Here is a 23,271-nt window from a genome sequence, read left to right as displayed (position 1 = left end):
TTTCTTCACGCGAACCGGTGTCCACTTCGCTCGAAAATGCTCTGGACCGCCGCGCGCCGCCAAGGGCAGCCGGCGCGATCGCGCCCGCCTCGGACACGGATCACCCCGAATGGGCCAGTGCGCCCGTGCCTCGGCTGTAGAAGATGTGGCGACCGATCACGTCCATCTTCTTCAATCTCTTCGCCCAGGAGGGCTGGACATAATCGGCGTGATAATGCGTGGAGTCACCGACCTCCACCAGATAGGTCCGGCCCTCGTAGACGTCGCGCGCGATGCTCTGGGCCCTCTCCCATTGCTCGGGTTCCTTGATGCGCAGCGTCTTGCCCTCGCAGGCGAAGGTGAACTGGCAGGCGAGCTTGCGATGGCGGTTCTGGTAGACGACGCCGCAGACGGAGCCCGGATAAGTCCCGCTCCTGACGCGGTTGAGCACGACCTGGGCGACGGCGATGCGTCCTTCCTCCGCTTCCGAGCGCGCCTCGAAATAGATCGCCTCGGCGAGGCAGCGCTGCTCGCTCGCCAGCGTGTCGCCGTCGATGACCACCGGCACTCCGGTGAGGATCAGTTGCGTGGTGGCCATGGTCGTGGCAGGCGGCTCGACAAAAGCCGCGAGCGAAAGCAACGCCAATGGGGCGAAGCGCTTCATGGATATACTCCGGGGGTAAGGGTCAAGCCGAGCGTTCGCGGTCCGGATCCATCGTCGGCAGGATCAGCGGCCCTCGTGGCTTGGTGTGTTTGCTGGGTTTAGGCGCGGCGCGGCCTGACCGGCGACGAGCACGTCGTGGCTGTCACGGTGGCCGTGGAGGCGGAAAGGAACTCGTTCTGCTTGAGCCCGTGCCGAAGCATGGCGAAGGCGCTTGCGTAGCGCAGCGTCTTCACATGCCGAAGGCGGCAAGGCGTTGGACTATCGGGGGTAGGCTGGTTCTACGGCCGTTGCGATGATGAGCGCAGCCGTGCGCAGCGCCGCATCAAGCGGCCTCACGACGGGGTGCATTCTCGCCGCGCGGCGCGCGGGAGGGCCATGGGATTGCGACAGGTCGCAGGCTATTCGTCGCAGCCGGTATCGTTTTAGTGGAGCGCCTGGGCGCGTCGGCGCCGTGGCGAGGCGTGACGGCGGAAACGGTGACCGTTTCGCGATCGATAATGTTGTCTGCACCCTTGCGTGCGTGCGTCGGGGACCACGAAGAAAAATTCGGGATCGCGAGCATACAGCCCGCATCATTGTGGAGTTTAATGTTCATGGCAAATCGGCATCGACACCGTTGCCTCGATTTCTCCGAAGCACGTTGCTGACGGCTCTGCCCCTTGTTCCTATCTGCCAAAGATTGTTTCTCTTCACATATGAGGCTGCATTATGAACTGATCGATGCGCGATATGGACAGGGAGTTCGGCAACTTTGTGGCCAACCCTCCCGACCGCGGATTCTCGGTCATCGCGCGGCGGCGCTTGCCGAAATCTGAGTGTCGAATCCGGCATATAATATTATGCCTTCGACCAAAAAACCTGATTTCATTCGATCTATGACTTGAGATCGCATCACAGATACGAACGCGTACTAGCAAGCAGCAAGACCTTAGATTCAATGCTTTTACCGGCATTGACCAATAACTTGCGAGGGAAACGAATGCCCCGCCGACAATGGCATTGCGGAGGCCATGATCCCGACAGCGCTCAATGCAGCCAGATGCCGGCGAGATCTCATCCCTAGGCTCCATTCCCGCAACAGGTTTGACCTGAGCCTATTGGCTTTCCCGGGCCCATCGCTTTCGAAGCGAGGCCGGTGCGCGCACGGACCGGACCTCCCCGAAATACGTTGCTGGAGCATCCGTCGCTTGTTAATTTCGGCCAAGATTTTGCTCGTCCCGGACATGAGCAGGGGAGTTCGGCGGCTTTGCCACGCGACCTGACCTCCCTGCCGACGACGCAAGCGGGTATCTCGCGCCTTGCCATCACGCGCCTCGCCGATGCCGGCGTACCGGTTGCGCCTCTCCTGAACGAGGTCGGCCTGACCGAGGAGATGCTCGCCGATCATGATCAAAGAGTGCCCTCCCGGCGTCAGGTCGCATTCCTGGACCGGGCCGCGACGGCGCTCGGGGATGACTGCCTCGGCTTCACCCTGGCGCAGGAATTCGACCCCCGTGCCATGGGCCTGCTGTTCTACGTGATGGCGTCCTCACAAACGCTCGGCGACGCAACGCAACGCATTGCGCGCTACAGCGCGATCACCAATGAAGCGCTGATCTTCAGCATTGCCGAGGGAGGCGGCTTCACCGTCACCCTGACCTATGCCGGCCTTCCCCGACATTGCGACCGGCACCAGGCCGAGTTCTGCATTTTTGGAGGAATCCGGATCTGCCGCATCCTGACCGGAGCAAACCTCGTCCCGCAACGCGTCTCGATCGCGCATCACCGCTCGGGCGATACCTCGGCGATGTCACGGTTTGCCGGGACGAAGGTGGAGTTCGGCGCCGATATCGATGCCTTCGTTCTGCAGGCCGATGCGCGTGAACGCCACCTCGTGAATGCCGACCCTTACCTCAATGATCTCCTGCAGACCTATTGCGAGGCGGCACTGTCGTCCCGCACAACCCATGCGAGCCCGCTTCGGGCGAGCGTCGAGAATGCGATCGCTCCGCTGCTGCCTCACGGCAAGGTTCGCGCCGAAATCATCGCCCGCCAGCTTGGATTGAGCGAACGGACACTGGCGCGAAGGCTCGCCGAGGAGGGCCTGAGCTTTTCGGAAGTCCTCCGGCAGCTGCGGCGCGACCTCGCCCTGCGCTATCTCAATGATGGCGACCATCATATCTCCAAGGTCGCCTGGCTGCTGGGCTTCCACGAGGTCAGCGCGTTCTCGCACGCCTTCAAGCAATGGACCGGGCTGGCGCCGAGCCAGATGCGGTTGGGCAGCACCCAGAATGGATGAATGTCGTTTGGCCGGCGGCCAGATCATCGTCCGATGATCTGATCTTTTGTTTTTGCATCGGCTTTGCCCCAAAACCGCAATCCACTTTTCGGGCCGATGCTTTTGTGTTTGCATCGGCTTTGCCCCGAAAACCGCAATCCACTTTTCGGGCCGATGCTTTCTGTGTTGGCATCGGCTTTGCCCCGAAAACCGCAGTCCACTTTTCGGGCCGATGCTTTTGTGTTTGCATCGGCTTTGCCCCGAAAACCGCAATCCACTTTTCGAACCGATGCTTAGGCCACGGGCGCAGTCGACGCCGCCTGAGCGCATGCGAGGCCCATCCGCCTGGGCGATGAGCGACGCCCGCCCTGCCCTCTCAGGCCGTCGGTCGCTCAGTGCCGGCGCGCAGCGTGGTGAACCGGTCGACCGCCGCGAAGACGTCGAAGTCTCCTCTCGCCTGCACAGGACCGCAATCGCAGGTAGCGCCAATCATTGGCCTCCCCATCAGGTTTAGGAAGCGAGGCTTATCGACCAGATTGGGTCGAGATTATTCTCGTTTTGAGAGTATTTACAAAGAGCGTTGACTACGCAACCATCGGCCCAGGCTTGGGGGTAGAGTACAGAGGTCAGCCATGCCGGACCTTTCGGTTGCGATCGTCGACGATCACCCGATGCTGATGGAGGGGATCGCCGCGCTGCTGAAACGATGGGGCGGTTTCATGCTCGCCGCGACCGGGAATGTCGCGGATCACATCGTGTCGATCGCCAGGACGCATCACCCCGATGAGATGATCGTCGATCTCAGCATGGCGGGGGATGTCTTTCAGGCGATCGCGGACGCGATGAAGGTCGCTCCCGGGACGAAGATCGTGGTGTTCACAGCCTCGGCCAGCACGGAAGATGCGATCAAGGCCCTGGATGCGGGGGCCACGGGCTATGTCCTGAAAGGCAGCCCCGGAGAGGACCTCTTCGAGGCGCTTCAGGCGGCACAGCGGGGCGAAGTCTATGTCACGCCCGCCTTCGCGACCAAGCTGATCTGCGCCTTGAAGGAGAAGACCTTCGAACAACAGAAGCCGGTCTGCAACAGGCTCAGCGTCCGGGAGGAGCAGATCGTCAACTTGCTGCTGCTCGGGAAGATGAACAACGAGATCGCCCACGAGCTGTCGCTCAGCGCCAAGACCGTCAAGGGCTACATGACCAATCTGATGGCCAAGCTGCACGCGCGCAATCGCCTGGAGGTGGTGCTTGCGGCGCAAAAGCTGAATGCCGCGGCGAACCCCGCTCCGGTCACCAGGCGCCCGTGAAGGACGCCCGATCCTGCCGGCCTTATCTGAGATGGCCGGAGATGCTGCACTGGAAACGCTAAAGCATCGGCCCGAAAAGTGGACCGGATACGATACGGTCCGATGATCTAGCCGAGCTCAGGCAGCGAGAGCCGGGACACCCTGCGCATGACAGTCGCGGACATTCTCACGCCCGGCGGTCCCATCCAGCAGAGCTCCGGGATCACCGGGGTGCGCCGGTCCATGGGCGCAGCCGCATGCCGGCGGAACGCAGCGGCCTGCCTGTCCTGCGTCGTTGCCGCCCTGGCCTGGGGCCCCACCTGCGCTGCCGAGTCCGACTTTCTCGCGCGCTTCCGGGGCAGCTGGTCCGGTTCAGGTACCGTGCAACGCGACGGCGGCAGCCAGCCGCGCCAGGTGACCTGCTCGGTCATGGGAAGCCCTGCCGAGAATCGGATCAGCGCGCAGGGCAGCTGCCGTGCCTATCTGATCTTCGTGCGCCCGATCGCAATCGATGTCGCCTATGATCCGCGCTCCGGCATCTATCACGGCACCTATACCGGCGCCCGGATCGGCCCCGCCCGGCTCAGCGGCAGGCGCGGCGGCGACGCCTTGAACCTCCGGATCGAATGGCCGCGTCCGGTCAACGGCGACACGCAGGCCACGATGGTGATCCATAATGACGGCCGGGGCAGGCTGCGCATTGCGGTCGCGGATAACCTGACGCCCGGCGGCCGGATCCAGCAGACCTCCGAGATCATCCTGGAGCGCGAATGAGCGGAACCGGATCGGAACCGAAGCGTCGAGTGAGCGCGGAGACTGGTTCCAGCTCCGCGCCATGGCGGCTAGATCGCCGTGCGTCCGTTCGGACGCAGGATGGGCGATCTACCTCTTTGTTTAAGCATCGGATTTTTCCGAAAACCGGATTCCACTTTTCGGTCCGATGCTCTGTCCCGGCTCATGGTTCCATGCGACCATCGTCGACGACGCGGCGGGCTTGCGATTGGCGCGAACGAGCCTCATTCTGGAGCATGAGCGCTATCGTCTCACGATTCGGCATGGCCATGCATGCGTGAAGAGCGACCCGACCGCCGGCGGAACCGCGCGCCAGGCTACCCGAACCGGCGCTCCGTGATGTTGAGCTCCGAGGGGGACTATATCCGCGCCTGCGCCCGGGCTCGCGACCTCCACGCCGCCGCTCGTCATCCGATGGCCGAGATCGAGCTTGAGAACCTGGCGCTCGCCATCCTGACCTGGGAGCTCAAATGCGGCGGGCCGGACGGCACCTGAGCACCGGCGAGCTCGGCTTCGACGCTAGATCATCGGACCGGAAATCGTATCCGGTCCGATGATCTAACCTTTTGTGTTTGCATCGGCTTTGCCCCGAAAACCGCAATCCACTTTTCGGGCCGATGCTTTCTGTGTTGGCATCGGCTTTGCCCCGAAAACCGCAACCCACTTTTCGGGCCGATGCTTTCTGTGTTGGCATCGGCTTTGCCCCGAAAACCGCAATCCACTTTTCGGGCCGATGCCTTCTGTGTTGGCATCGGCTTTGCCCCGAAAACCGCAATCCACTTTTCGGGCCGATGCCTTCTGTGTTGGCATCGGCTTTGCCCCGAAAACCGCAATCCACTTTTCGGGCCGATGCCTTATCTCGTGAGACGATCGGCCCAGGCGGCGACCGTGTTCGACAGGGTCTTCAGGTGGTCGTCGGCGGAAAAGCCCGAGACTGACTTGCGCGGCTTCAGATCGTGATCGCCATCTTCGAGCCAGAGGATCTCGATGGCGCTGGAGAGCCTGTAGGCGGAGACCTCCTCACGGGTGCCGAACAGGTCCCTTGTCCCCTGCACGATCAGCGTCGGCGTCTTCATGCTGGCGAGATGCGCCGTCCGCAATTGCTCGGGCTTGCCGATCGGGTGGAAGGGATAGCCAAGGCAGAGCAGCCCAGCGATCCGGCCGGATGCATGCCACTCGTCGGCCATCATGCTGGCGACACGGCCCCCCATCGATTTGCCGCCGATGATGAGCGGCCCCTTCACGTCGAGCGCGGCGATGGCGGCGGCATAGTCCGAGATCAGGGTTTCGGCGCGTGGCGGTGGCCTTCGACCGGATGATGACCGGCGATCGGCCATGTAGCCGAACTCGAAGCGGGCCACGCGAAAACCGGCCGCCGCCAGGGCGAGTGCATTGGCCGTCATCGAAGCGGAATCCATCGGCGCTCCGGCGCCGTGCGCCAGGAGGATCGTCGTTCCCGCCTCCTCCGGCCCGTCTTTCAGAAATGTCACCATCGACGCCTTCGCCCTGCCGGAGTTGTCGGTTTCCTGCTGCCGGCCAGCCCTCAGGTTTGGCCGACACGATTAGGACGCCGCCACTATCAACAGCGTCGGTTGCTCGCGGTCGTCAAGCCCGGCGGCAACTTCGTTCGCACCTGCCCACGAACGGGGTGACGGCTCAGGGCGCGCTGTCGTCTGCCGCCTTGACGGCGAGGCCCTGGCTGCCGGCGATCGCGTCGCGCATGCCCTGGCGCAGGGCCTGGACGCGGCTGTTGAGCTCGACCATCTCGGGGATCGCGAAGCCGGAATGGCGCAAGAGCGCGTCGGTCAGACAACCGGTCTTGGGATGCAGGCTCGCGCCCTTCCCGCTGAGATGAACCTCGACCAGGCGCTCGTCACTGGTGCTGCGCCGACGGGCGAGAAAACCGGCGGCCTCGAGCCGCTTGACCGCCGGCGTGATCGTGCTCGGCTCCAGCGCCAGGCGCTCGCCGATCGCCCCGATCGTCAGCCCGTCTCTCTCCCAGAGCGCGCTGAGCACGAGATACTGGGTATAGGTCACGCCAAGCGCATCCAGCATCGGCTTGTAGACGCGCTGGATCGCCAGCGAGGCGGAATAGATCGAGAAACAGAGCTGGCCGTCGAGCGGCAGCGTCGGGGCATCGGTCATCGGCTTTCTCCAGCGGCAGGCCGCGCGGGCCCGCATCTCGACAAACAATATCGCGATAAAGAAATCGCTTTACAAGGGTGAATGGCCTCTGTATCGAATTGCATATCGCGATAATGATTATCGCTGAAACAGGAAGGAGACCCCGTCATGACCAAGTCCCTGATCGCTGCCGCCGCGCTCTCCGCGACCCTTGCCCTCTCCGCCACCCTCGCCGGCACCAGCGCCGAGGCCGCCCCTGCCGTGAAGAACGTCGTCCTCGTCCATGGCGGCTTCGTCGACGGCTCGGGCTGGCAGGGCGTCTACGCCCTCCTCCGGAAGAAGGGCTACAGCGTCACCATCGTCCAGAACCCGACGACCTCGCTCGCCGACGACGTTGCCTTCACCAAGCGGGCGATCGCCCAGCAGGATGGCCCGGTCGTCCTGGTCGGCCACTCCTATGGCGGTGTCGTCGTCAGCGAGGCCGGCACCGATCCGAAGGTCAAGGCGGTCGTCTACATCGCCGCCTTCGCCCCGGACCAGGGCGAGTCGGTCTCCTCGCTGATCGCCAACCCGCCTCCGGGCGCCGCCGTCCCGCCGATCCTGCCGCCGGTCGACGGCTACCTCGCCCTCGACAAGGCCAAGTTCGCCGCCGCCTTCGCCGCCGATGTCGATGCCGAGACCGCGGCCCTGATGGCCGACTCGCAGGTGCCCTGGGGCGTCGCGGCCCTGACCGGCGCGGTCAGCAATCCGGCCTGGAAGGTCAAGCCGAGCTTCTACCTCGTCGCCAGCGACGACCGCATGATCCCGCCCCCGGCCCAGCACCAGATGGCCAAGCGCGCCGGATCGACGATCGTCGAGAGCAAGGGCAGCCATGCCATCTACGTCTCGAAGCCCGGAGTCGTCGCAGACATCATCGAACAGGCCGCCAACGCAAAGTGACCGGGCCAGGACGGTCGCGCCGATCCGTCGCCGTCGCCATGGATCTTCAGGGCGGGCCCTCAACGGGCCCGCCCTTTCCGCTTTGATTGCGCCTGGATCTTACCGACCAACCGCCGACCGACCCTGTGGGATCGGTCGGCGCGGTCAGATCGCGGCCTGGAAGCGGATGTCGCCTTTGCCCAGGAAGCAGGTCTTGTTGAACAGCGACAGATCCAGCGGGTTCGGCAACCGGACATCGCCGAGATCAGGGCATGGCTTCGTCGCCGGATCATAGGATCGATCGATCTGCGAGATGAAGACGACAATCAGTCCCCGATCCCGCGCAAAGGCGCTTAGCCTGCGGACCTGAACCATCAGGTCCGGATTTTCACGCTTCTGATCGAGCAATTGCAGATAGTCGATGACGGCGAGCGTGCCGCGGGGCGCGTCAATCAGCGCCTTGACGATGTGGTCGGCGCTGATCGCGTCGGAACTGTCGAATGCGAACAAGCCATCGAAATCCGCCAGATCCGCGCCGAGAGCGCGAAAGCGATCGATGACATCCTTCTTCGTATATTCCAGCGTGAAGAAGACAGCGCGATGGCCGGACTTCATCGCTTCGAGCGCGAACTCGAGGCTCAGCAGGGTCTTGCCCTGCCCTGGTCGGGCGCCGACCAGAACCAGGTCGCCAGGGGCCAACCGCGCATAGAGCTTACCGGCCGGCGCTGCCGCCGCTGCTTTCGCCACGAGCAGGCTCCAGGCACCGAAGCCCTCCTTGCGGGCGATACGGTCGAGCGCTTCGTGACGTGGAATATTCTCGTCGCGGGACAAGAGCTTGGCTTTGCGCTTCAAGCGATAGACAGGCGCAGAGAGCTTCATCGAACAACCTCCCATTGCGAGCAAGTCTCACAACCCCTCCTTATGCCTGGCGCTCGAACAGTCGGTTCGATCATCATCGGGCCCGGTATGAAGGATACTTTCCCGGCGGAGGGGGGAGGCGTGGGCTGACGCCGAATCGAATGATAGCCCAGTTGATGCCCAGGGAAAATTGCCCGGCTTTCGCGTCCAGAGGGATGACGCCGGCCAGACAGCCGCCTTCCCCCCCGTCCGGAGCAGAAGCATCCGGCGCGGATTGATCCGCCATCGCCCCGCCAGTATCCTTCTTGTCGACAAGAGGATCTGCCGATGAAGACGACGAAGCAATCTGCCGCCGCCGCGCCCGGGCGCAAGCGCGGCTCGGGCGTGAAGGTCGTCTATGATCTGCTGCGGGACGAGATCCTCGACCTGGTGCTGCCCCCGGGCAGCCCGATCGACGAAGTCCAGCTTGCCGAACGATTCAAGATGTCGCGCACGCCCATTCGCGAGGCCCTGGTGCGGCTCGCGAGCGAAGGGCTGATCGACACGCTGCCCAATCGCTCGACGATGGTGTCGAACCTCGATTTCCTCAACATGTCGCCCTTCTTCGACGCCCTCGTGCTGATGTACCGGGTGACGACGCAGCTCGCGGCCCAGCACCACCGCCCGCAGGATCTGGTCACGATCCGCGCCCGGCAGAAGGAGTTCGCCGCCGCGGTGCAGGCGCAGGATGCGCTGGCGATGATCGCGACGAATGCGGCGTTTCACTCCGCCATCGCCGAGGCCGGCCGCAACCCGTATTTCAACAGCCTGTTCAGCCGCCTCCTCGATGAAGGGCGGCGCTTCCTCCGGCTCTACTACCAGTCCTACGAGGACCGGCTGCCGCAGCGCTTCGTCGAGGAGCATGAAACGATGATCGCCGCGATCGTCGCGCGCGACGTCGTCGCGGCCGAGCGCCTCGGCAAGGCGCATGCCGACCAGATCGTGCAACAGATCCAGAAGCTCATGGTCGGCGACGGGCGCCTGGAGATCGCCCTGTAAGGCGCTCAGCCGAATTCTTGTCGACAAATAATATGCAAACAGATATATCAGGGCGCAGGGAGAGGCGTCGTCGCCCTTGCGGCGCTGCGAACTCCGCCCTACGGCAAGCCAGAAGGAGATCGAGATGAAGGCCCAGATTTTCTCCGGTGTGATCCCCGCGCTGATGACCCCGTGCAAGGCGGATCGAACCCCTGATTTCGATGCCCTGGTGCGCAAGGCCAAGGAGCTGATCGCGCAAGGCATGTCGGCGGTGGTCTATTGCGGCTCGATGGGGGATTGGCCGCTGCTGACCGATGCCCAGCGCATGGAAGGCGTCGAGCGCCTGGCGAAGGCCGGCATTCCGGTGATCGTCGGCACCGGCGCGGTCAACACGGCGTCCGCCGTCGCTCACGCGGCCCATGCGCAGAAGGTCGGCGCCAAGGGCCTGATGGTGATCCCGCGCGTGCTCTCCCGCGGCACCGTCCTGCTGGCCCAGAAGGCGCATTTCAAGGCGATCCTGTCTGCTGCGCCCGACCTGCCGGCGGTGATCTATAACAGCCCCTATTACGGCTTCGCGACGCGGGCCGACCTGTTCTTCGCCCTGCGGGCCGAACACCGGAACCTCGTCGGCTTCAAGGAATTCGGCGGCCCCGCCGACATGCGCTACGCCGCCGAAAACATCACCAGCGGCGATGACGATGTCTCGCTGATGATCGGCGTCGATACCGCCGTCGTCCATGGCTATGTGAATTGCGGCGCGACCGGCGCGATCACCGGCATCGGCAATGTGCTGCCGAAGGAGGTGATCCATCTCTGCAAGCTCTCCCAGGCGGCGGCCGCCGGCGATGCCGAGGCGCGCCAGCGCGCGCAGGAGCTGGAACAGGCGCTCGGCGTGCTCTCCTCCTTCGACGAGGGCCCCGATCTCGTGCTCTATTTCAAGCACATGATGGTGCTGAAGGGGGACAAGGAATACACCCTGCACTTCAACGAGACGGATGCCTTGACCGCGAGCCAGCGCGGCTATGCCGAGGCGCAGCTCGCGCTCTTCGACAGCTGGTATGCGGCCTGGAACAGGCTTCCCGGCGCCGTCCAGAAATATGCCGCCTGAGGGCGGGTTTGAGGTCGTGCGCGGCGGCGGGACCTTCCGCCGTCTCTCGGTCTCTGCTCCCCGATTGACCCAAGCAGGTCTTCGTTGATGGCCGATCCCGATGTCATCGTCATAGGCGCCGGCGTGGTCGGCCTCTCCGCCGCGATCGCGGCGCTGGGGCGCGGCCTGTCGGTCACCGTGCTCGATCGCGAGGGACCGGCAGCCGGCGCGTCTGCCGGCAATGCCGGCGCCTTCGCCTTCACCGATATCCTGCCGCTGGCATCGCCCGGCATCCTCCGAAAGGCGCCGCACTGGCTCGCCGACCCGCTCGGGCCGCTCTCGGTGCCGCCGCGCTATGCGCTGCAGATCGCGCCCTGGATGTTCCGTTTCTGGCGGGCCTGCTCACCGCTGCGCGTGGCGCAGTCCACCGCCGCGCAGACCGCCCTGATGGACCTGTCGAAGGCCGAGCTCGAGCCGCTGTTGCATGCCACCGGCACGAGCGGCATGCTGCGCAAGGAGGGCAACCTCCAGGTCTATGAGAGCGAGGCGGAGCTGAAAGCCTCCCTGCCCGGCTGGCAGGCGCGGGAGAGGCACGGCATCGCCTTCCGCCATCTCGATGCCGTGGGGATGGCCGAGATCCAGCCCGGCCTCGCGCCGCGCTTCACGCATGGCACCTTCACGCCCGGCTGGTACTCGATTGCCGATCCCAGGCTTTACACGCTGGCGCTTGCCGAGGCGTTGCGCAGCAAGGGCGGCGTGATCGAGCGGCTCGATGTCGCCGCCCTCACGCCACTCGGCGAAACCGTCGAGATCCGCTCGCACGACGGCGGCACGCGCCGCGCGGCGCAGGTCGTGATCGCGGCCGGCGCCTTCTCGCATCTGATCGCCCGCAGCCTCGGTGAGCGCATCCCGCTCGAAACCGAGCGCGGCTACAACACCACCCTGCCCGCGGACGCTTTCGACCTGCGCACACAGATCACCTTCGGCGGCCATGGCTTCGTTGCCACCCGGCTTTCGACCGGCATCCGCGTCGGTGGCGCCGTCGAGCTCGGCGGCCTGAAGCTGCCGCCGAATTTCGCCCGCTCGGAGGCGATGCTGCAGAAGGCGCGCCGCTTCCTGCCGGGGCTGAAGCCCGAGGGCGGCGTGCAGTGGATGGGCTTTCGCCCCTCGCTGCCGGACAGCCTGCCGGCGATCGGGCGGGCTAGAGCCACGCCGCGCGTGATCCACGCCTTCGGCCACGGGCATCTCGGCCTGACCCAATCGGCGGGGACCGCACGGCTCGTCGCCGACCTCTTGACCGGGCGCGAGCCCGCGATCGACCTTGCCCCCTTTTCCCCGCAGCGCTTCTGAAGGGCCCGGACCATGGCCAGCTACACCTTCTCCTGCATCGACGGACATACCTGCGGCAATCCGGTCCGCCTCGTCTCGGGCGGCGGCCCGCGGCTGGACGGCGCCGACATGCTGGAGAAGCGCGCGCATTTCCTGCGCGAATTCGACTGGATCCGCACCGGCCTGATGTTCGAGCCGCGCGGGCACGACATGATGTCGGGCTCGATCCTCTATCCGCCGACCCGGCCGGATTGCGACGTCGCCGTGCTGTTCATCGAGACCTCCGGCTGCCTGCCGATGTGCGGGCACGGCACCATCGGCACGATCACCATGGGCATCGAGAACGGCCTGATCACCCCGCGCGAGCCGGGCAAGCTCTCGATCGATGCGCCGGCCGGCAAGGTCGACATCACCTATCGCCAGGAGGGCCGCTTCGTCGAGGAGGTGCGCCTGACGAATGTCCCCGGCTTCCTCGCCGCCGAAGGCCTGACGGCCGAGGTCGAAGGGCTCGGCGAGATCGTCGTCGACGTCGCCTATGGCGGCAATTTCTATGCGATCGTCGAGCCGCAGAAGAATTTTCGGGATATGGCCGACCATACCGCCGGCGAGCTCGTCGGCTGGTCGCCAAAGCTGCGCGCCGCGCTCAATGCCAAATACGAGTTCGTCCATCCCGAGCATCCGCAGATCAGCGGGCTCAGCCATATCCAGTGGACGGGCAAGCCGACGAAGCCCGAAGCGCATGCGCGCAATGCCGTGTTCTATGGCGAGAAGGCGATCGACCGCTCGCCCTGCGGCACCGGCACCTCGGCGCGGATGGCGCAGCTCGCGGCCAAGGGCCGGCTCAAGGTCGGCGACGAGTTCGTGCATGAATCGATCATCGGCTCGCTGTTCAAGGGCCGCGTCGAAGCGGCGACCACGGTCGCGGGCAAACCGGCGATCATTCCCTCGATCGCCGGCTGGGCCCGGATGACCGGCATCAACACGATCTTCATCGACGATCGCGACCCCTTCGCCCACGGTTTCGTCGTCACATAAGCGACGGGGCCGACCGGCCGCAGGGGCTTGGACGGTCAGGGGCCACTGACCCGGGCGGCCCCTCACCTGTTGGCTCTTTCAGAACGGCGGCAGCGTCTTCCAGCTGTCGCCCATCCATTTCTCGTAGGTCTGGCCAATCTTGCCGTTGAGGATGTTCACGAACAGGAATGTGTTGACCCAGCGCTGGAAATCGAGATCGCCGCGCCGAACGCCCATCGCATAGACGTTGTCCGTCAGTTTGACCTTCTGCTCGAAGCCCTTTTCCGGGTAACGCTTCTTCAGCTCCGCGGCGAGGTAGGACACGGTGCCGGCGGCGTCGACCTGACCGGCCACGAGCGCGTTGAGATTGGCGCTGTCGTCGGCGAACTGGACGAGCTGCATTCCAGGGATATTCGCCTGGGCCAGGATGTTTGCATAAGCCGAGCCGCGGGAGACGCCGACGCGCTTGCCGGCGAGATCGGCGAGACTCGCGACCTTGAGCTCCGGCGGCCCGATCACCATCGACTGGTGCATGCCGTAGGGCGAGGTAAAGAGGACCGATTTTGCCCGTTCCGGCGTGATCTGCAGCGTGGCGGCGATGACATCGGCCTTGCCGGTCAGCAGCGTCGGAATCCGGTTCTCGTTGGTGACCGAGACGATCTCCAGTTGCACGCCGAGGTCCTTGGCCAACATCCTGGCGATGTCGACGTCGTAGCCGTCCGGCTCCATCCTGGCATCGGTCGTTCCGAACGGCGGAGACGCGATGTTGACGCCGACGAGAATCTTGCCGCGCTTCAGCACGGCGTCCAGCGTCTGAGCCTCGACGGCAACGGTTCCGGTCGCGAGCAACAGCAGCGCAGCGGCTGAACTACGCGCAAATCGTCCAAACGCGTTCAACATTGGATCGGCTCCCCTTTTGCTACGGATGGGCATGTCGATGCTCCAGCCATTCGGACAACAACGTGAATGGCAGGCACATCACGAAATAGGCGGCCGCCACCACGCCGAAGGCGAGGAGCGGCTGGAAGGTGGCGTTGCTGACGATCTGGCCGGCGCGGGTGAGCTCGACGAAGCCGACAAGCGCGGCGAGCGAGGTGTTCTTGATGAGCTGGACCGTGAACCCGCATGTCGGCGCCAGCGCCATCCTGAGCGCCTGCGGAAAAATGACGAGACGGAAACTGAGCCAGCGGTTCAACCCCAGCGCTGTCGCCCCCTCCCATTGCCCGGAGCCGACGGCGCGGATGGCGCCACGCCAGATCGTCGAGAAATAGGCGCCGGCATAAAGCGTCAGCGCGAGCGCGCTGGAGAGCAGGGCGCCGAGTTCGAGGCCAATGGCGCTCAAGCCGAAATAGGCGAGCAGCAGCAGGATCAGCAGCGGCGTTCCCTGGACGAATTGCACGAAGATCGTGACGCCGCTGCGCGCCACGGCATGACGCGCGAGCCCGGTCGCCGTCAGCAGGGCGCCGAACACGACGCCGCCCGCCAGGGCGCAGGTCGCGAGCAGAACGGTCCAGCGCAGGGCCAGGATGATGTAGACCATTTCGTTGGGGCCGAAGCTGCGCATGGTCAGGCCCAGTTCGTGCTGCGGAAGAGCGGGCGGCCCAGCGCCCAGAGCAGCAGACGCTGCAGATAGTTCAGCGCGAGATAGAAGGCTGCGGCGAGCGCGAAGGCTTCGATGCTGCGAAACGTGTCCGAATTGATGTCGGAGGCCGCGGCCGTGAGCTCCTGCGTGCCGATGGCCGAGGTGATGCCCGTCGAGAGCATCAGCAGGACGTTCTGGCTGACCAGGGCCGGGTAGATCCGCGCCAAGGCCGGCGGCAGCACGACAAAGGCCAGTGTCTGCCAGGGCCGGAGCGCCAGGCTCCTGGCCGCTTCGATCTGCCCGACCGGGGTCGCGGCAAGGCCGGCGCGGATGATTTCGCAGGTATAGGCGGCGTTGTTCAGCACCAGGGTGAGAGCGGCGGCCGCGACCGGCGACAGGCGGATTCCGAGCGAGGGCAGGCCCAGGAAGACGACGAAGAGCTGGACGAGCAGCGGGGTGTTGCGGAAGATCTCGACATAGGCCCGCGAGAGCCAGCGCAGCGGCCAGGCGGCCGCCCGGCGCGCCAGGGCCAGCATCAGGCCGAGCCCAGTGCCCATGACGACGCCGATGGCCGTCAGGAAAAGCGTGAGCGTCAGCCCCTCCAGCAGGAGCGGCCAGCGCTGCAGGACCGGTTCGAAGGTGAGGATATAGCCGGTCATCGTCTGCAGTTCACATCAAGGGGCGTGGCGTCATCATCGGCCCGGCCGCCGCGAGACTGTCGGGGTGGCACAGCCCCATGGTCGCGGCGCTGTACCACCAGGTGTTGTCGGCCCAACGGACGATCATGCACTCCGTGCTCAGCTTGATGTGCTGCCCCTCCATCGAATGTCCCAGCGCGATATGGGCGATGGCCTCGGGCAGGCCGGCAGCGAGGCAGATATGGGCGCCGTAGACGGAATGGCGCAGCGACGGATAGCCGGTCCGGTCGGGTCTCGCCTGCCAGCGCTCCAGATTGGCCGGGTCGCATTCCCAGCACTTGCCGATATCATGGCAGAGCGCGCCGGCCAGCACGATGTCGCGGTCGACTTCGACATGCGGGAAGGTGCGGCGGAACTCGTCGACGGTATTGACGGCAAGCCGCGCCACGCCGCGCAGATGCAGCTCCTGGCTGCCGGCCTTCAGCACAAAATGGTTGGGCGCGCCTTCGCCGGGAATGTCGGAGATCCGCGCGAAGGACGAGTCGCGAAGGGACAGCGCCCAGGCCTGGATGACCTTTTCGCGCAGCTCGTCGTCGACGATGCCGGCGATCTCCGGGAGGTCTTCGAGGATGGTGGCGCGCACCGCCGAAGAGACATTGCTGAGTTCAGATGCGGGCAGGCTGGGCACGGAGAACCTCGGTCCGGTTGATCGCTCGATCCCTCACCCTAGTCGCGCGGCTTCGCTGGATTCCAATCGAAAATGCCGCTAGCGTGATCAAGAAACCTGATCGCCTCCGGCATGTTGAACCTGAAGCTCATCGAAGCTTTCTATTGGGTGGCGAAGCTGCGCAATTTCCACGCCGCAGCAGACCGGATGCGGCTTGCCCAGCCGACCGTGACGTATCGCGTCAAGGAGCTGGAACGACAGCTCGGCCGTTCGTTGCTGTCCCGGAGCAGCCAGCCGATACGCATGACGCCCCAGGGCCAGGCCTTCTTTGCCAACGCCGAGCGCCTGCTGACGCTGGCGCAAGAGATGCAGCACCAGATGCGGGCGGGCCAATCGGCGACCGGCCTCTTGCGACTCGGCGTCATGGACGCTTTCGCGGCCGTCTGCCTGCCCGAGTTGCTCCGCGATCTCGCGGAACGGCATCCTGATCTCGATGTCTCGGTCGTCGTCGACCTGAGCCACACGTTGACACTCAAGCTCGAGGCCGGGGAACTTGACGTAGCAGTGGTTTCGAGCCCGCCTATCCTCCCCGACCTGCGCTATGACAGGCTCGGGGGACAAACGGTCGGATGGGTCAGTGCCCCAGCCGTGGCAGAGATGATGCGCGAGCCGCCGGATATTGCTCAGCAGCGGATCTTCATCACTCCACCTCCGTCCAATCTGGGAACGATCACCGCAGAATGGTTCAGGGAGTACGGTCTGGAGACACCATCCTTCAGCATGTGCAACAGCATGTCTGCGATCGTGCGCCTGGTCACCGCAGGCGCAGGGATCGGCATCATGCCGCTGAAACTCGTTGACGACGCATTGGCCGCCGGCCGGCTCCGCCACCTGAACCACCTCCCGCCGGTGAAGCCGCAGGACATCTTCATCGCCCTGCCGCGGGGCGTGCTCGACCTGGCTGTGCCGGTCACGACCGATGCCATCAGGGCCGTTGCCCGCACTCATGCATTCAGCGACTGACGGTTGCCCTGGTGGATAGAATCTGACGCTTGGTACCGTTCCAGGAGCGTCCGTCTGGCTCGCAGAAGGATGCCGTGGCCCCGCCCGGGAGCAGACGTTCCTGAAGTCGTAGGTGGGTGGAAAGGGGGCCCTTGTCCTGTTACGCTTGCAGCATGGCTCATCTGCAAGGGCGATCTGATCCTGCCGTCGAATGCGGGCCGGCAGCATGAGCGTTTTGGAAATTCATCGAATGGCGGCGCTCGACAACGCCGCCCTGTGCGCCGCCATGTGGCGCGCACACGGCCTTGGCGTGGAGAGTGTCAACGGCTGCGTCGCGTGCTCGGGAACGCCGCCGCGCTTCTACCCTAATGTCGTCACGGTCGACCCAAAAATCGATCCGCAGGTTCAGATGCGCTCCATCGCCGAACGGACAGCGCGCGCTTCTGAGGCCTTCTTCGTCAAGGACAGTTACCGGGCTCTCGCGCTGGACAGCCTCGGCTTCGAGCCGCTGTTCGATGCTCGTTGGATTCATAGGGCCGCCGGCTTGGCCGCCGGCGCGATGCGGCTCACCTGGCGCCCAGTGACGGACGCCGAGGAATTGGGCGCATGGGAGGCGGCTTGGAGTGGAAGCGCGGACGAGCCGCAGCTTTTCCTGCCAGCGTTCCTGGCGAAGCCCGGGATAACGATGCTGGCCGGGCGGGCGGATAGTGCGATCGTGGCCGGGTGCATCATCACCACGACGGGCGCCGTGGCCGGTCTCAGCAACGTCTTCGGCGACGCCCTGGAGGCGATCAGCGCCGCGACTATGACGTTCTCGGGTCGTGACCTAGTGGGTTACGAGAACGGCGACGCACTGGCGGCCGCGCTGGAGGCCGGCTTCGAGACGGTGGGCGACCTTGTGGTCTGGAAACGTCCTTAGAGAACGTCCGCTTCTCTATCGCGGTTTAAGTCAAGGGGCAGCACCGGGCGCGGCCAGCCGGCGCAAAGCCTGCTCGGCAGCCTTGGCGTCAGGCTGGCGCAGGCGTTCGAAACGGCCGGCCACCGCTTCGCCATTGAGGCCCGGGCGCGCCGGCAGCACGAATTTCTCGATGACGGCGTGGTCGTCGACACCGCCTTCATCGGCTCGCCCGCCGCGACATTCCAGGTGCAAGGCGCCAGCATTCCACGCGACAGCGCGGTGCTGGGAATCGGCGTCTCGGCCCGCGCCGGCCGCGCGCTGACAGTCTTCGCGGATTACGACGTTCGCCTGAATGCCGCCGACACGGCCCACGCCGTCACCGCCGGCCTGCGCGCGACCTGGTAAGCAAGCGGCCGTCCGATCGCGACGCGCTCGAGCTGAACCTCCGATCAGCGCAGCCGCCCGACCGCTTCCGCCGTCACGTTCGGCTGCTGGCCGCCCCAGTTCGCCCGCATCCAGTTGGAGAGGTCGGCGACCTGCTGGTCGGTCAGGTGCGCGGCGAAGCCCGGCATCGGCTGCATCCGCTCGAGCCCGGGGAAGCGCTGGGCCGGGATGCCGGTCAGGATGACGCGGTTCAGGTTGCGTGCATCCGCCAGCCGCAGCGAGGCATTGGTCGCCAGCGGCACCACGACATGCGGAATGCCCTGGCCATCGCTGCCATGGCAGCTGGCGCAGACGGCGAGATAGGTGGCGCGGGCCGAGCTTGCGGTCTCGGCCGGAACGGCAACCGGCTGTGGCGGTGCCGGCGGGGTCGCGCGCTCCGGCAGCCTGTCGAGGTCGAACAGATAGGCCGACATCGCCGCAAGGTCGTCGGCGCTCAGATACTGCGTCGAGAAATGCACGACCTCGAACATCTGGTTGGTCATGGCGCCCTGCGCCGAGATGCCCGATTTCATGAAGCGCGCGAACACCAGCGGATCAAAACCCATGCGCGTCAGCCCGGCCTTGCTGATGTCGGGCGCCATGACGCCTTCCAGCTCCGAGCCCTGGAGATAGGCGCTCTGCTTCATGCCCATCGTGAGGTTGCGCGGCGTATGGCATTCGCCGCAATGGGCGAGCGCGTCGGTGAGATAGCGGCCGCGGTTCCAGGCAGCCGAACGCCCGGCCACCTCCGTCCTGGTGTCGCTCGACAGGTTGACGAGGTTCCAGAAGGTCAGCCCTTGCCGGATATTCAGGGGGAAAGGCAGGTGGTTGGCGTGGTTTGCCACCTTCATCGGCTCGCGGCTCATCAGGAAGGCGTAGACGGCGTCGACATCCCCAGCCGTCAGCTTGCGATAAGAGGCGTAGGGCATCGCCGGATAGAGAGGGCCGTGCTTGCCGACGCCGTCGCGCACCGCGCGGTGGAATTCGGCGCGCGTCCAGGCGCCGATGCCGTGCTCCCTGTCGGGCGAGATATTGGTCGAGTAGATCGTCCCGAACGGCGTCTCGAAGGGCAGCCCGCCGGCCCAGGGCGCGCCGCCCTTGGTGACATGGCAGGCATAGCAATCGGCGGCGACGGCGACATAGGCGCCGCGCTTGACGAGGCCTTTCATCTGCTCAGGCGTCAGCGGCTGCTCGATCTCCCGAGCCACGACGCTGCGCTCGAGCAGGCCGAGGAAGACGGCTCCCGCCGCGAGCGCACCGAGGAACGCGACCGTCAGCACGGCCAGAAGCAGCTTCCTTGCCATGCGCGCTACGCCTTCACCAAGCCGGGAGTCCTGAGGACGAGATCGCGCACCGCCTCGAAATAGCGGACATAGCCGGTGCAACGGCAGATATGCCGGTCGAGCGCCTCGCTGATCACCTGCTCCAGCGCCTCGCGCCGGACCGGGTTGCGCTTCAACTGGTCGAGCAGCACCGTCGCGCCGGTGACGAAGCCGGGGGTGCAGTAGCCGCACTGGAAGGAGAAATGCTCGATGAAGGCCTGCTGGACCGGCGAGAGCTGCGTGATCGCGCCAGTGGCGTCGCGCCTGGCGTGCCCCTCCACCGTCCTCACCTTGCGCCCGGCGAACCAGTGGGCGCCGGTGATGCAGGTGCGCATCTCCTCGAGCGAGCCGTCGCCCTTCTCGACGATCACGGTGCAGGCATGGCAGATGCCCTGGCCGCAGCCCATGCGCGAGCCGGTCAGGTTGAGGTACTCGTAGAGGAAATCCTGCATCATCATCGTCTCCGGCACGTCGATCGGACCGACGGCCTCGTCGTTGATGGTCAGGGAGAGCGTGCGGGTCGCGATACTCATGCCAGCGCCTCTCGGATTGTCTCGGGCGTGATCGGCAGGCTGTAGAAGCGCTTGCCGATGGCGTGGGCGACCGCGTTCACGATCGCCGGTACGACCGCGATCATCACCACCTCGGCCATGCCCTTGGGCGGATCGGTCTCCGACAGCGGCGGCAGGACCTCGGCGGTCTGCGACCAGACCGCGACATCCCTGGCTGTCGGCAGCTCGTAGCGGTTCCAGTTCCAGGTGCCGTTGCCCGGCCCGTCCTCGTAGAGCGGCAGATATTCCTTCAGGGCGTGGCCGATGCCCATGGCGAGCCCGCCCTGGACCTGGCCCGAGACCAGCTCCGGCACGATCTGGTTGCCGCATTCGAGGATGGAGTGATGCGACAGCAGGCTGACCTCGCCGCTGCCGGTGTCGACGGCGATCTCGGCGAGCGTCGCCATCGGCGCGTAATAGGTGACGCCGGCATTGTTGCGCTGCGCCGAGGGATAGGAGATCGCGGCCCGCTCGACGAAGTGCCAGCCCCCTTCCGTCATCAGGGCCTTGCGCTCGGCTGGTGCTCCTTCGCCATATTGAACCGCCAGCGCATCGATGGCGAAGCGGCGGCGCCCGGCACCCGGCAATTCGAACTCCGCTTCAGCCCATTGCCAGCGGTTGAAGCTGTGCACGGTGACGCCGGTGACGAGGCCGAGCCGGTGCGCCTCGGCCGCGACCTCGGCAAAGGACAAAGGCTGCATGGCGGCCGCGTTGATCGTGCCGCGCGCGATGCGCAGATCCTCGCGGCGCACCACTTCGGGCGCCAGCTGGCCGCCGCCGATGCCGCGCGACCAGAGCGAGCGCGCCGCCGGCCAGATCGCGAGGTCGACAAGGGCGCGGGCGGCCTCGCGCGTCGCATGGCCGAGATAGTAGACGCTGTTGGAGGCGCTCATCGGCGAGGTGAAGCTCGGCGTCCAGCGCGGGTTCGCCTTGCGCCGGTCTTCCTCCTCCTGGGAGAGCGTATAGGGCTCGTCGCTGGTCTCGAGCGGCATCTGCGGCCAGCGCACCTTGCCGAATTCAGTCTCGTCGGGTTGCCGGCCGAGGATGGCGGCGGCCATCACCGCCTGCGAGGTCGTGGCGCCCGTGCCGATCTCGTGCGCGACATGCGACAGCCTGAGGCGGCCACCCGGATCGAATGCGAGCGCGCAGAGCGCCGCTTCGGCGCCGGTGCCGTAGTCCTTGTGCACATGGCCGTAGCCGACGCCGTATTTCTTGCCGGGATGGGCGGCCTCGAAGGCGGCCTTGCGCTTGTGTCGCTCGGCCCAGAGCGGGTGCTGTTCTGCCCGCGCCAGGATCTCGTCATGACGCAGCGCGCCTGAGGGGATCGCGCCCTGCGAGTTCTTCATGCCCGATTTCAGCGCGTTGCGCCGCCGGAACTCCATGGCATCGAGGCCGAGTGCTTCGGCAGCCTCGTCGACCATCATCTCGGTCGCCGCCATGGTCTGCAATGTGCCGTAGCCGCGCATCGAGCCGGCATCGACGGCGCGCGACGACAGGATCGCCGCGGAAAAATCGCTCTTCGGCAGGTAATAGATCGACTGCGCCGCCGTCGCACCGACCGTGCCGACCGAGACCGAGAAATTCTCGCGCCCGCCGCCATCGGTGCGATAGCGCCCGGTCATCGCCCGGAACTTGCCGGTCTTGCGGTCGATGACCATGACCTTGTCCATCTGGAAGGCATGGCGCTTCAGCGCGGTCTGGAACTGCTCGTAGCGGTCATTGGCCAGCCGGACCGGCCGGCCCTCCGCATAAAGGCCAGCGAGCACGCAGAAGAACGGGAAGATCGCGTGGTCCTTGGTGCCGTAGCCGACGGTGTAGCCGATCTTGAGATCGATGCTCTTCAGCGGGAATCTCGACTTCGACACCATATGGGCCGCCATCTCGGCGACCTCGTGAGGCGATTGCGTGGCGATCAGGGCATGCAGGGTGCCAGTCGAGCGCTCGTACCAGACATTGCCATTGTCGGCCTCCATCGCCGAGGCGTCGGCCGACTGGCTGGCATAGCTGCGCCGCAGCACCAGCACGTCGTCGCCGGCATGGGCGATCTCGCGCTCGATCTCGGCCGCTGCGGCCATGCCGCGCGCCATGGCGTCACCGTCGCCGGCGGCCGGCCATTGCGGCTCGTTGCCCGTGAAGCCGGTGCGGATCGTCGTGTCCTTGAGCGCGGAATAGCGGTCCTCGGCCTCCGGCGTGCCGCCGTCGATCCGGACATAGCGCGCCGCGCCGTAGGGGCCGGGCGTGGTCGACGGGCCCTCCGTGCCGTAGCGCACGACCGTGTCGTTGAAGCGCAGCTTGCGCTTGGCCGCGTCATAGCGGGCAAAATCGTGATAGATCAGCAGCGCGACCGGCTGGCCGAGCAGGCGTGCGGTCTGGCCCTTGGGGACGAAGAAGACATCGCCATAGAAGCCGGGCGCCGGGATCGCGACGCCGTCCGCGACGAGGTCCTCGTGCAGCACCAGCCGATCCGGCTTGAGGTCCTCGCCGAGCAGGCTGAGGTCGACGCCATCGAAGACGCGGTCGACCCGCGTCGCATGGAGCATGAAGGCGTGCGCCTGCTGCTTCGGCCAGCCTTCGAGATCGCGGGCGCGGTAGTCGCGCGTGAAAGTCTTGCCGCCGGTGACCTTGGCGATGGCGTCGAGCCGGTATCTCGGCTTGCCGCCGGGGCCAAGCCAATCGGAACCGGGATGCGGCGGCGTCTCGATCAGCTCCGCCTGGGTGGCAGAGGGCAGCAGCGAAACCGTGATGGCGACGCCGGCCGCTCCGGCCTGGAGGAAGCTTCTGCGGGATAGACCTGTCTTCACGCCGGACACCCCGCTCGCTGACGAGCCGACTCTGCTCTCCCAGCGATAGTATGGGCCCAGGGCGG

Annotated in this window: 22 protein-coding genes and 1 pseudogene; 12 read left to right on the top strand and 11 right to left on the bottom strand. The window is 65.7% G+C overall.

Annotated elements, in window-relative coordinates; genetic code table 11:
* Window positions 1-100: 100 nt before the first annotated feature.
* A pseudogene (locus tag FG93_RS23970) lies at window positions 101-538 on the bottom strand (cell wall hydrolase); the annotation flags it as partial.
* A 1,351-nt stretch (window positions 539-1,889) separates the two neighbouring features.
* On the opposite strand from FG93_RS23970, the gene FG93_RS23965 reads away from it, so the two are divergent.
* From FG93_RS23965 to FG93_RS33025, 4 genes are all read left to right on the top strand, one after another.
* Entirely contained in the window at window positions 1,890-2,921 is a 1,032-nt protein-coding gene (locus FG93_RS23965) for an AraC family transcriptional regulator (protein ID WP_052514119.1), read from the top strand.
* 611 nt (window positions 2,922-3,532) lie between these two features.
* Complete coding sequence (locus tag FG93_RS23960) at window positions 3,533-4,204, top strand: response regulator transcription factor (protein ID WP_043239368.1); 672 nt, start codon at window positions 3,533-3,535, stop codon at window positions 4,202-4,204.
* 147 nt (window positions 4,205-4,351) lie between these two features.
* On the top strand, window positions 4,352-4,957 hold the full coding sequence (locus tag FG93_RS23955; protein WP_152579597.1) for a hypothetical protein: 606 nt from the start codon (window positions 4,352-4,354) through the stop codon (window positions 4,955-4,957).
* 357 nt (window positions 4,958-5,314) lie between these two features.
* Entirely contained in the window at window positions 5,315-5,470 is a 156-nt protein-coding gene (locus tag FG93_RS33025; protein WP_161783876.1) for a hypothetical protein, read from the top strand.
* 359 nt (window positions 5,471-5,829) lie between these two features.
* On the opposite strand, the gene FG93_RS23945 is transcribed toward FG93_RS33025, so the two are convergent.
* Window positions 5,830-6,468 carry an alpha/beta fold hydrolase gene (locus tag FG93_RS23945; RefSeq protein ID WP_043239363.1) on the bottom strand — a complete coding sequence of 213 codons (639 nt, stop codon included), beginning with the start codon at window positions 6,466-6,468 and terminating at the stop codon, window positions 5,830-5,832.
* Window positions 6,469-6,631: 163 nt separating this feature from the next.
* Entirely contained in the window at window positions 6,632-7,120 is a 489-nt protein-coding gene (locus tag FG93_RS23940; RefSeq protein WP_052514139.1) for a MarR family winged helix-turn-helix transcriptional regulator, read from the bottom strand.
* 147 nt (window positions 7,121-7,267) lie between these two features.
* Here FG93_RS23940 and FG93_RS23935 point away from each other — a divergent pair, with 147 nt between their 5' ends.
* Window positions 7,268-8,038, top strand: coding sequence for an alpha/beta fold hydrolase (locus tag FG93_RS23935; RefSeq protein ID WP_052514117.1), 771 nt, complete (start codon window positions 7,268-7,270; stop codon window positions 8,036-8,038).
* Between the two features lie 144 nt (window positions 8,039-8,182).
* Here the strand turns inward: FG93_RS23935 and FG93_RS23930 are convergent, their stop codons facing one another.
* Window positions 8,183-8,896 carry a DNA helicase gene (locus FG93_RS23930; protein WP_043239361.1) on the bottom strand — a complete coding sequence of 238 codons (714 nt, stop codon included), beginning with the start codon at window positions 8,894-8,896 and terminating at the stop codon, window positions 8,183-8,185.
* 306 nt (window positions 8,897-9,202) lie between these two features.
* Between FG93_RS23930 and FG93_RS23925 the strand changes: the two genes are divergently transcribed.
* From FG93_RS23925 to FG93_RS23910, 4 genes are all read left to right on the top strand, one after another.
* Complete coding sequence (locus FG93_RS23925; RefSeq protein WP_043239357.1) at window positions 9,203-9,913, top strand: GntR family transcriptional regulator; 711 nt, start codon at window positions 9,203-9,205, stop codon at window positions 9,911-9,913.
* Between the two features lie 124 nt (window positions 9,914-10,037).
* Entirely contained in the window at window positions 10,038-11,000 is a 963-nt protein-coding gene (locus FG93_RS23920; RefSeq protein ID WP_043239354.1) for a dihydrodipicolinate synthase family protein, read from the top strand.
* A gap of 87 nt (window positions 11,001-11,087) precedes the next feature.
* Window positions 11,088-12,329 (top strand): FAD-binding oxidoreductase, encoded by a 1,242-nt coding sequence (locus FG93_RS23915; RefSeq protein ID WP_043239351.1) that lies wholly within the window; start codon window positions 11,088-11,090, stop codon window positions 12,327-12,329.
* A gap of 12 nt (window positions 12,330-12,341) precedes the next feature.
* A complete protein-coding gene (locus FG93_RS23910; protein ID WP_043239348.1) occupies window positions 12,342-13,343 on the top strand; it encodes a 4-hydroxyproline epimerase in 1,002 nt (333 codons plus the stop codon).
* Between the two features lie 78 nt (window positions 13,344-13,421).
* On the opposite strand, the gene FG93_RS23905 is transcribed toward FG93_RS23910, so the two are convergent.
* From FG93_RS23905 to FG93_RS23890, 4 genes are read right to left on the bottom strand one after another with little or no spacing between them, the layout of a single operon-like run.
* Complete coding sequence (locus FG93_RS23905; RefSeq protein WP_043239346.1) at window positions 13,422-14,222, bottom strand: transporter substrate-binding domain-containing protein; 801 nt, start codon at window positions 14,220-14,222, stop codon at window positions 13,422-13,424.
* Between the two features lie 19 nt (window positions 14,223-14,241).
* The gene (locus FG93_RS23900) at window positions 14,242-14,886 is read right to left on the bottom strand and encodes an amino acid ABC transporter permease (protein ID WP_043239343.1); all 645 of its coding nucleotides are present in this window, start codon (window positions 14,884-14,886) and stop codon (window positions 14,242-14,244) included.
* A 2-nt stretch (window positions 14,887-14,888) separates the two neighbouring features.
* Window positions 14,889-15,563 carry an amino acid ABC transporter permease gene (locus FG93_RS23895; protein WP_043239341.1) on the bottom strand — a complete coding sequence of 225 codons (675 nt, stop codon included), beginning with the start codon at window positions 15,561-15,563 and terminating at the stop codon, window positions 14,889-14,891.
* Window positions 15,564-15,573: 10 nt separating this feature from the next.
* Window positions 15,574-16,230 (bottom strand): HD domain-containing protein, encoded by a 657-nt coding sequence (locus FG93_RS23890; RefSeq protein ID WP_244448713.1) that lies wholly within the window; start codon window positions 16,228-16,230, stop codon window positions 15,574-15,576.
* Window positions 16,231-16,341: 111 nt separating this feature from the next.
* On the opposite strand from FG93_RS23890, the gene FG93_RS23885 reads away from it, so the two are divergent.
* The 3 genes from FG93_RS23885 to FG93_RS33020 all read left to right on the top strand — a co-directional run bounded on the left by FG93_RS23885 (window position 16,342) and on the right by FG93_RS33020 (window position 18,514).
* A complete protein-coding gene (locus tag FG93_RS23885) occupies window positions 16,342-17,232 on the top strand; it encodes a LysR family transcriptional regulator (RefSeq protein ID WP_043239339.1) in 891 nt (296 codons plus the stop codon).
* A gap of 229 nt (window positions 17,233-17,461) precedes the next feature.
* A complete protein-coding gene (locus tag FG93_RS23880; RefSeq protein WP_152579595.1) occupies window positions 17,462-18,130 on the top strand; it encodes a hypothetical protein in 669 nt (222 codons plus the stop codon).
* Between the two features lie 69 nt (window positions 18,131-18,199).
* Entirely contained in the window at window positions 18,200-18,514 is a 315-nt protein-coding gene (locus FG93_RS33020; protein ID WP_244448719.1) for an autotransporter outer membrane beta-barrel domain-containing protein, read from the top strand.
* 44 nt (window positions 18,515-18,558) lie between these two features.
* Here the strand turns inward: FG93_RS33020 and FG93_RS23870 are convergent, their stop codons facing one another.
* The 3 genes from FG93_RS23870 to FG93_RS23860 are packed head-to-tail and all read right to left on the bottom strand — an operon-like array spanning window position 18,559 to window position 23,206.
* Window positions 18,559-19,836: a cytochrome c gene (locus FG93_RS23870; RefSeq protein ID WP_043239336.1), complete on the bottom strand. Its 1,278-nt coding sequence runs from the start codon at window positions 19,834-19,836 to the stop codon at window positions 18,559-18,561.
* A gap of 5 nt (window positions 19,837-19,841) precedes the next feature.
* A complete protein-coding gene (locus FG93_RS23865) occupies window positions 19,842-20,387 on the bottom strand; it encodes a (2Fe-2S)-binding protein (protein WP_043239335.1) in 546 nt (181 codons plus the stop codon).
* On the bottom strand, window positions 20,384-23,206 hold the full coding sequence (locus FG93_RS23860; protein WP_043239582.1) for a xanthine dehydrogenase family protein molybdopterin-binding subunit: 2,823 nt from the start codon (window positions 23,204-23,206) through the stop codon (window positions 20,384-20,386). The genes FG93_RS23865 and FG93_RS23860 overlap by 4 nt, the downstream gene beginning before the upstream one ends.
* Between the last annotated feature and the right edge of the window lie 65 nt (window positions 23,207-23,271).

Source organism: Allobosea sp. LC85 (assembly GCF_000735605.1).
Taxonomy (GTDB): Bacteria; Pseudomonadota; Alphaproteobacteria; order Rhizobiales; family Beijerinckiaceae; genus Allobosea.
This window is presented reverse-complemented; position numbering and strand designations above follow the sequence as displayed.

Bases quoted from the DNA above. Each gene is read 5' to 3' on its own strand.
- FG93_RS23945 (WP_043239363.1), bottom strand. From the start codon at position 6,468: ATGGTGACATTTCTGAAAGACGGGCCGGAGGAGGCGGGAACGACGATC.
- FG93_RS23900 (WP_043239343.1), bottom strand. From the start codon at position 14,886: ATGCGCAGCTTCGGCCCCAACGAAATGGTCTACATCATCCTGGCCCTG.
- FG93_RS23955 (WP_152579597.1), top strand. From the start codon at position 4,352: ATGACAGTCGCGGACATTCTCACGCCCGGCGGTCCCATCCAGCAGAGC.
- FG93_RS23905 (WP_043239346.1), bottom strand. From the start codon at position 14,222: ATGTTGAACGCGTTTGGACGATTTGCGCGTAGTTCAGCCGCTGCGCTG.
- FG93_RS23880 (WP_152579595.1), top strand. From the start codon at position 17,462: ATGGCGGCGCTCGACAACGCCGCCCTGTGCGCCGCCATGTGGCGCGCA.
- FG93_RS23960 (WP_043239368.1), top strand. From the start codon at position 3,533: ATGCCGGACCTTTCGGTTGCGATCGTCGACGATCACCCGATGCTGATG.
- FG93_RS23865 (WP_043239335.1), bottom strand. From the start codon at position 20,387: ATGAGTATCGCGACCCGCACGCTCTCCCTGACCATCAACGACGAGGCC.
- FG93_RS23925 (WP_043239357.1), top strand. From the start codon at position 9,203: ATGAAGACGACGAAGCAATCTGCCGCCGCCGCGCCCGGGCGCAAGCGC.
- FG93_RS33025 (WP_161783876.1), top strand. From the start codon at position 5,315: ATGTTGAGCTCCGAGGGGGACTATATCCGCGCCTGCGCCCGGGCTCGC.
- FG93_RS23940 (WP_052514139.1), bottom strand. From the start codon at position 7,120: ATGACCGATGCCCCGACGCTGCCGCTCGACGGCCAGCTCTGTTTCTCG.
- FG93_RS23930 (WP_043239361.1), bottom strand. From the start codon at position 8,896: ATGAAGCTCTCTGCGCCTGTCTATCGCTTGAAGCGCAAAGCCAAGCTC.
- FG93_RS23915 (WP_043239351.1), top strand. From the start codon at position 11,088: ATGGCCGATCCCGATGTCATCGTCATAGGCGCCGGCGTGGTCGGCCTC.
- FG93_RS23920 (WP_043239354.1), top strand. From the start codon at position 10,038: ATGAAGGCCCAGATTTTCTCCGGTGTGATCCCCGCGCTGATGACCCCG.
- FG93_RS23910 (WP_043239348.1), top strand. From the start codon at position 12,342: ATGGCCAGCTACACCTTCTCCTGCATCGACGGACATACCTGCGGCAAT.
- FG93_RS23935 (WP_052514117.1), top strand. From the start codon at position 7,268: ATGACCAAGTCCCTGATCGCTGCCGCCGCGCTCTCCGCGACCCTTGCC.
- FG93_RS23885 (WP_043239339.1), top strand. From the start codon at position 16,342: ATGTTGAACCTGAAGCTCATCGAAGCTTTCTATTGGGTGGCGAAGCTG.
- FG93_RS23870 (WP_043239336.1), bottom strand. From the start codon at position 19,836: ATGGCAAGGAAGCTGCTTCTGGCCGTGCTGACGGTCGCGTTCCTCGGT.
- FG93_RS23895 (WP_043239341.1), bottom strand. From the start codon at position 15,563: ATGACCGGCTATATCCTCACCTTCGAACCGGTCCTGCAGCGCTGGCCG.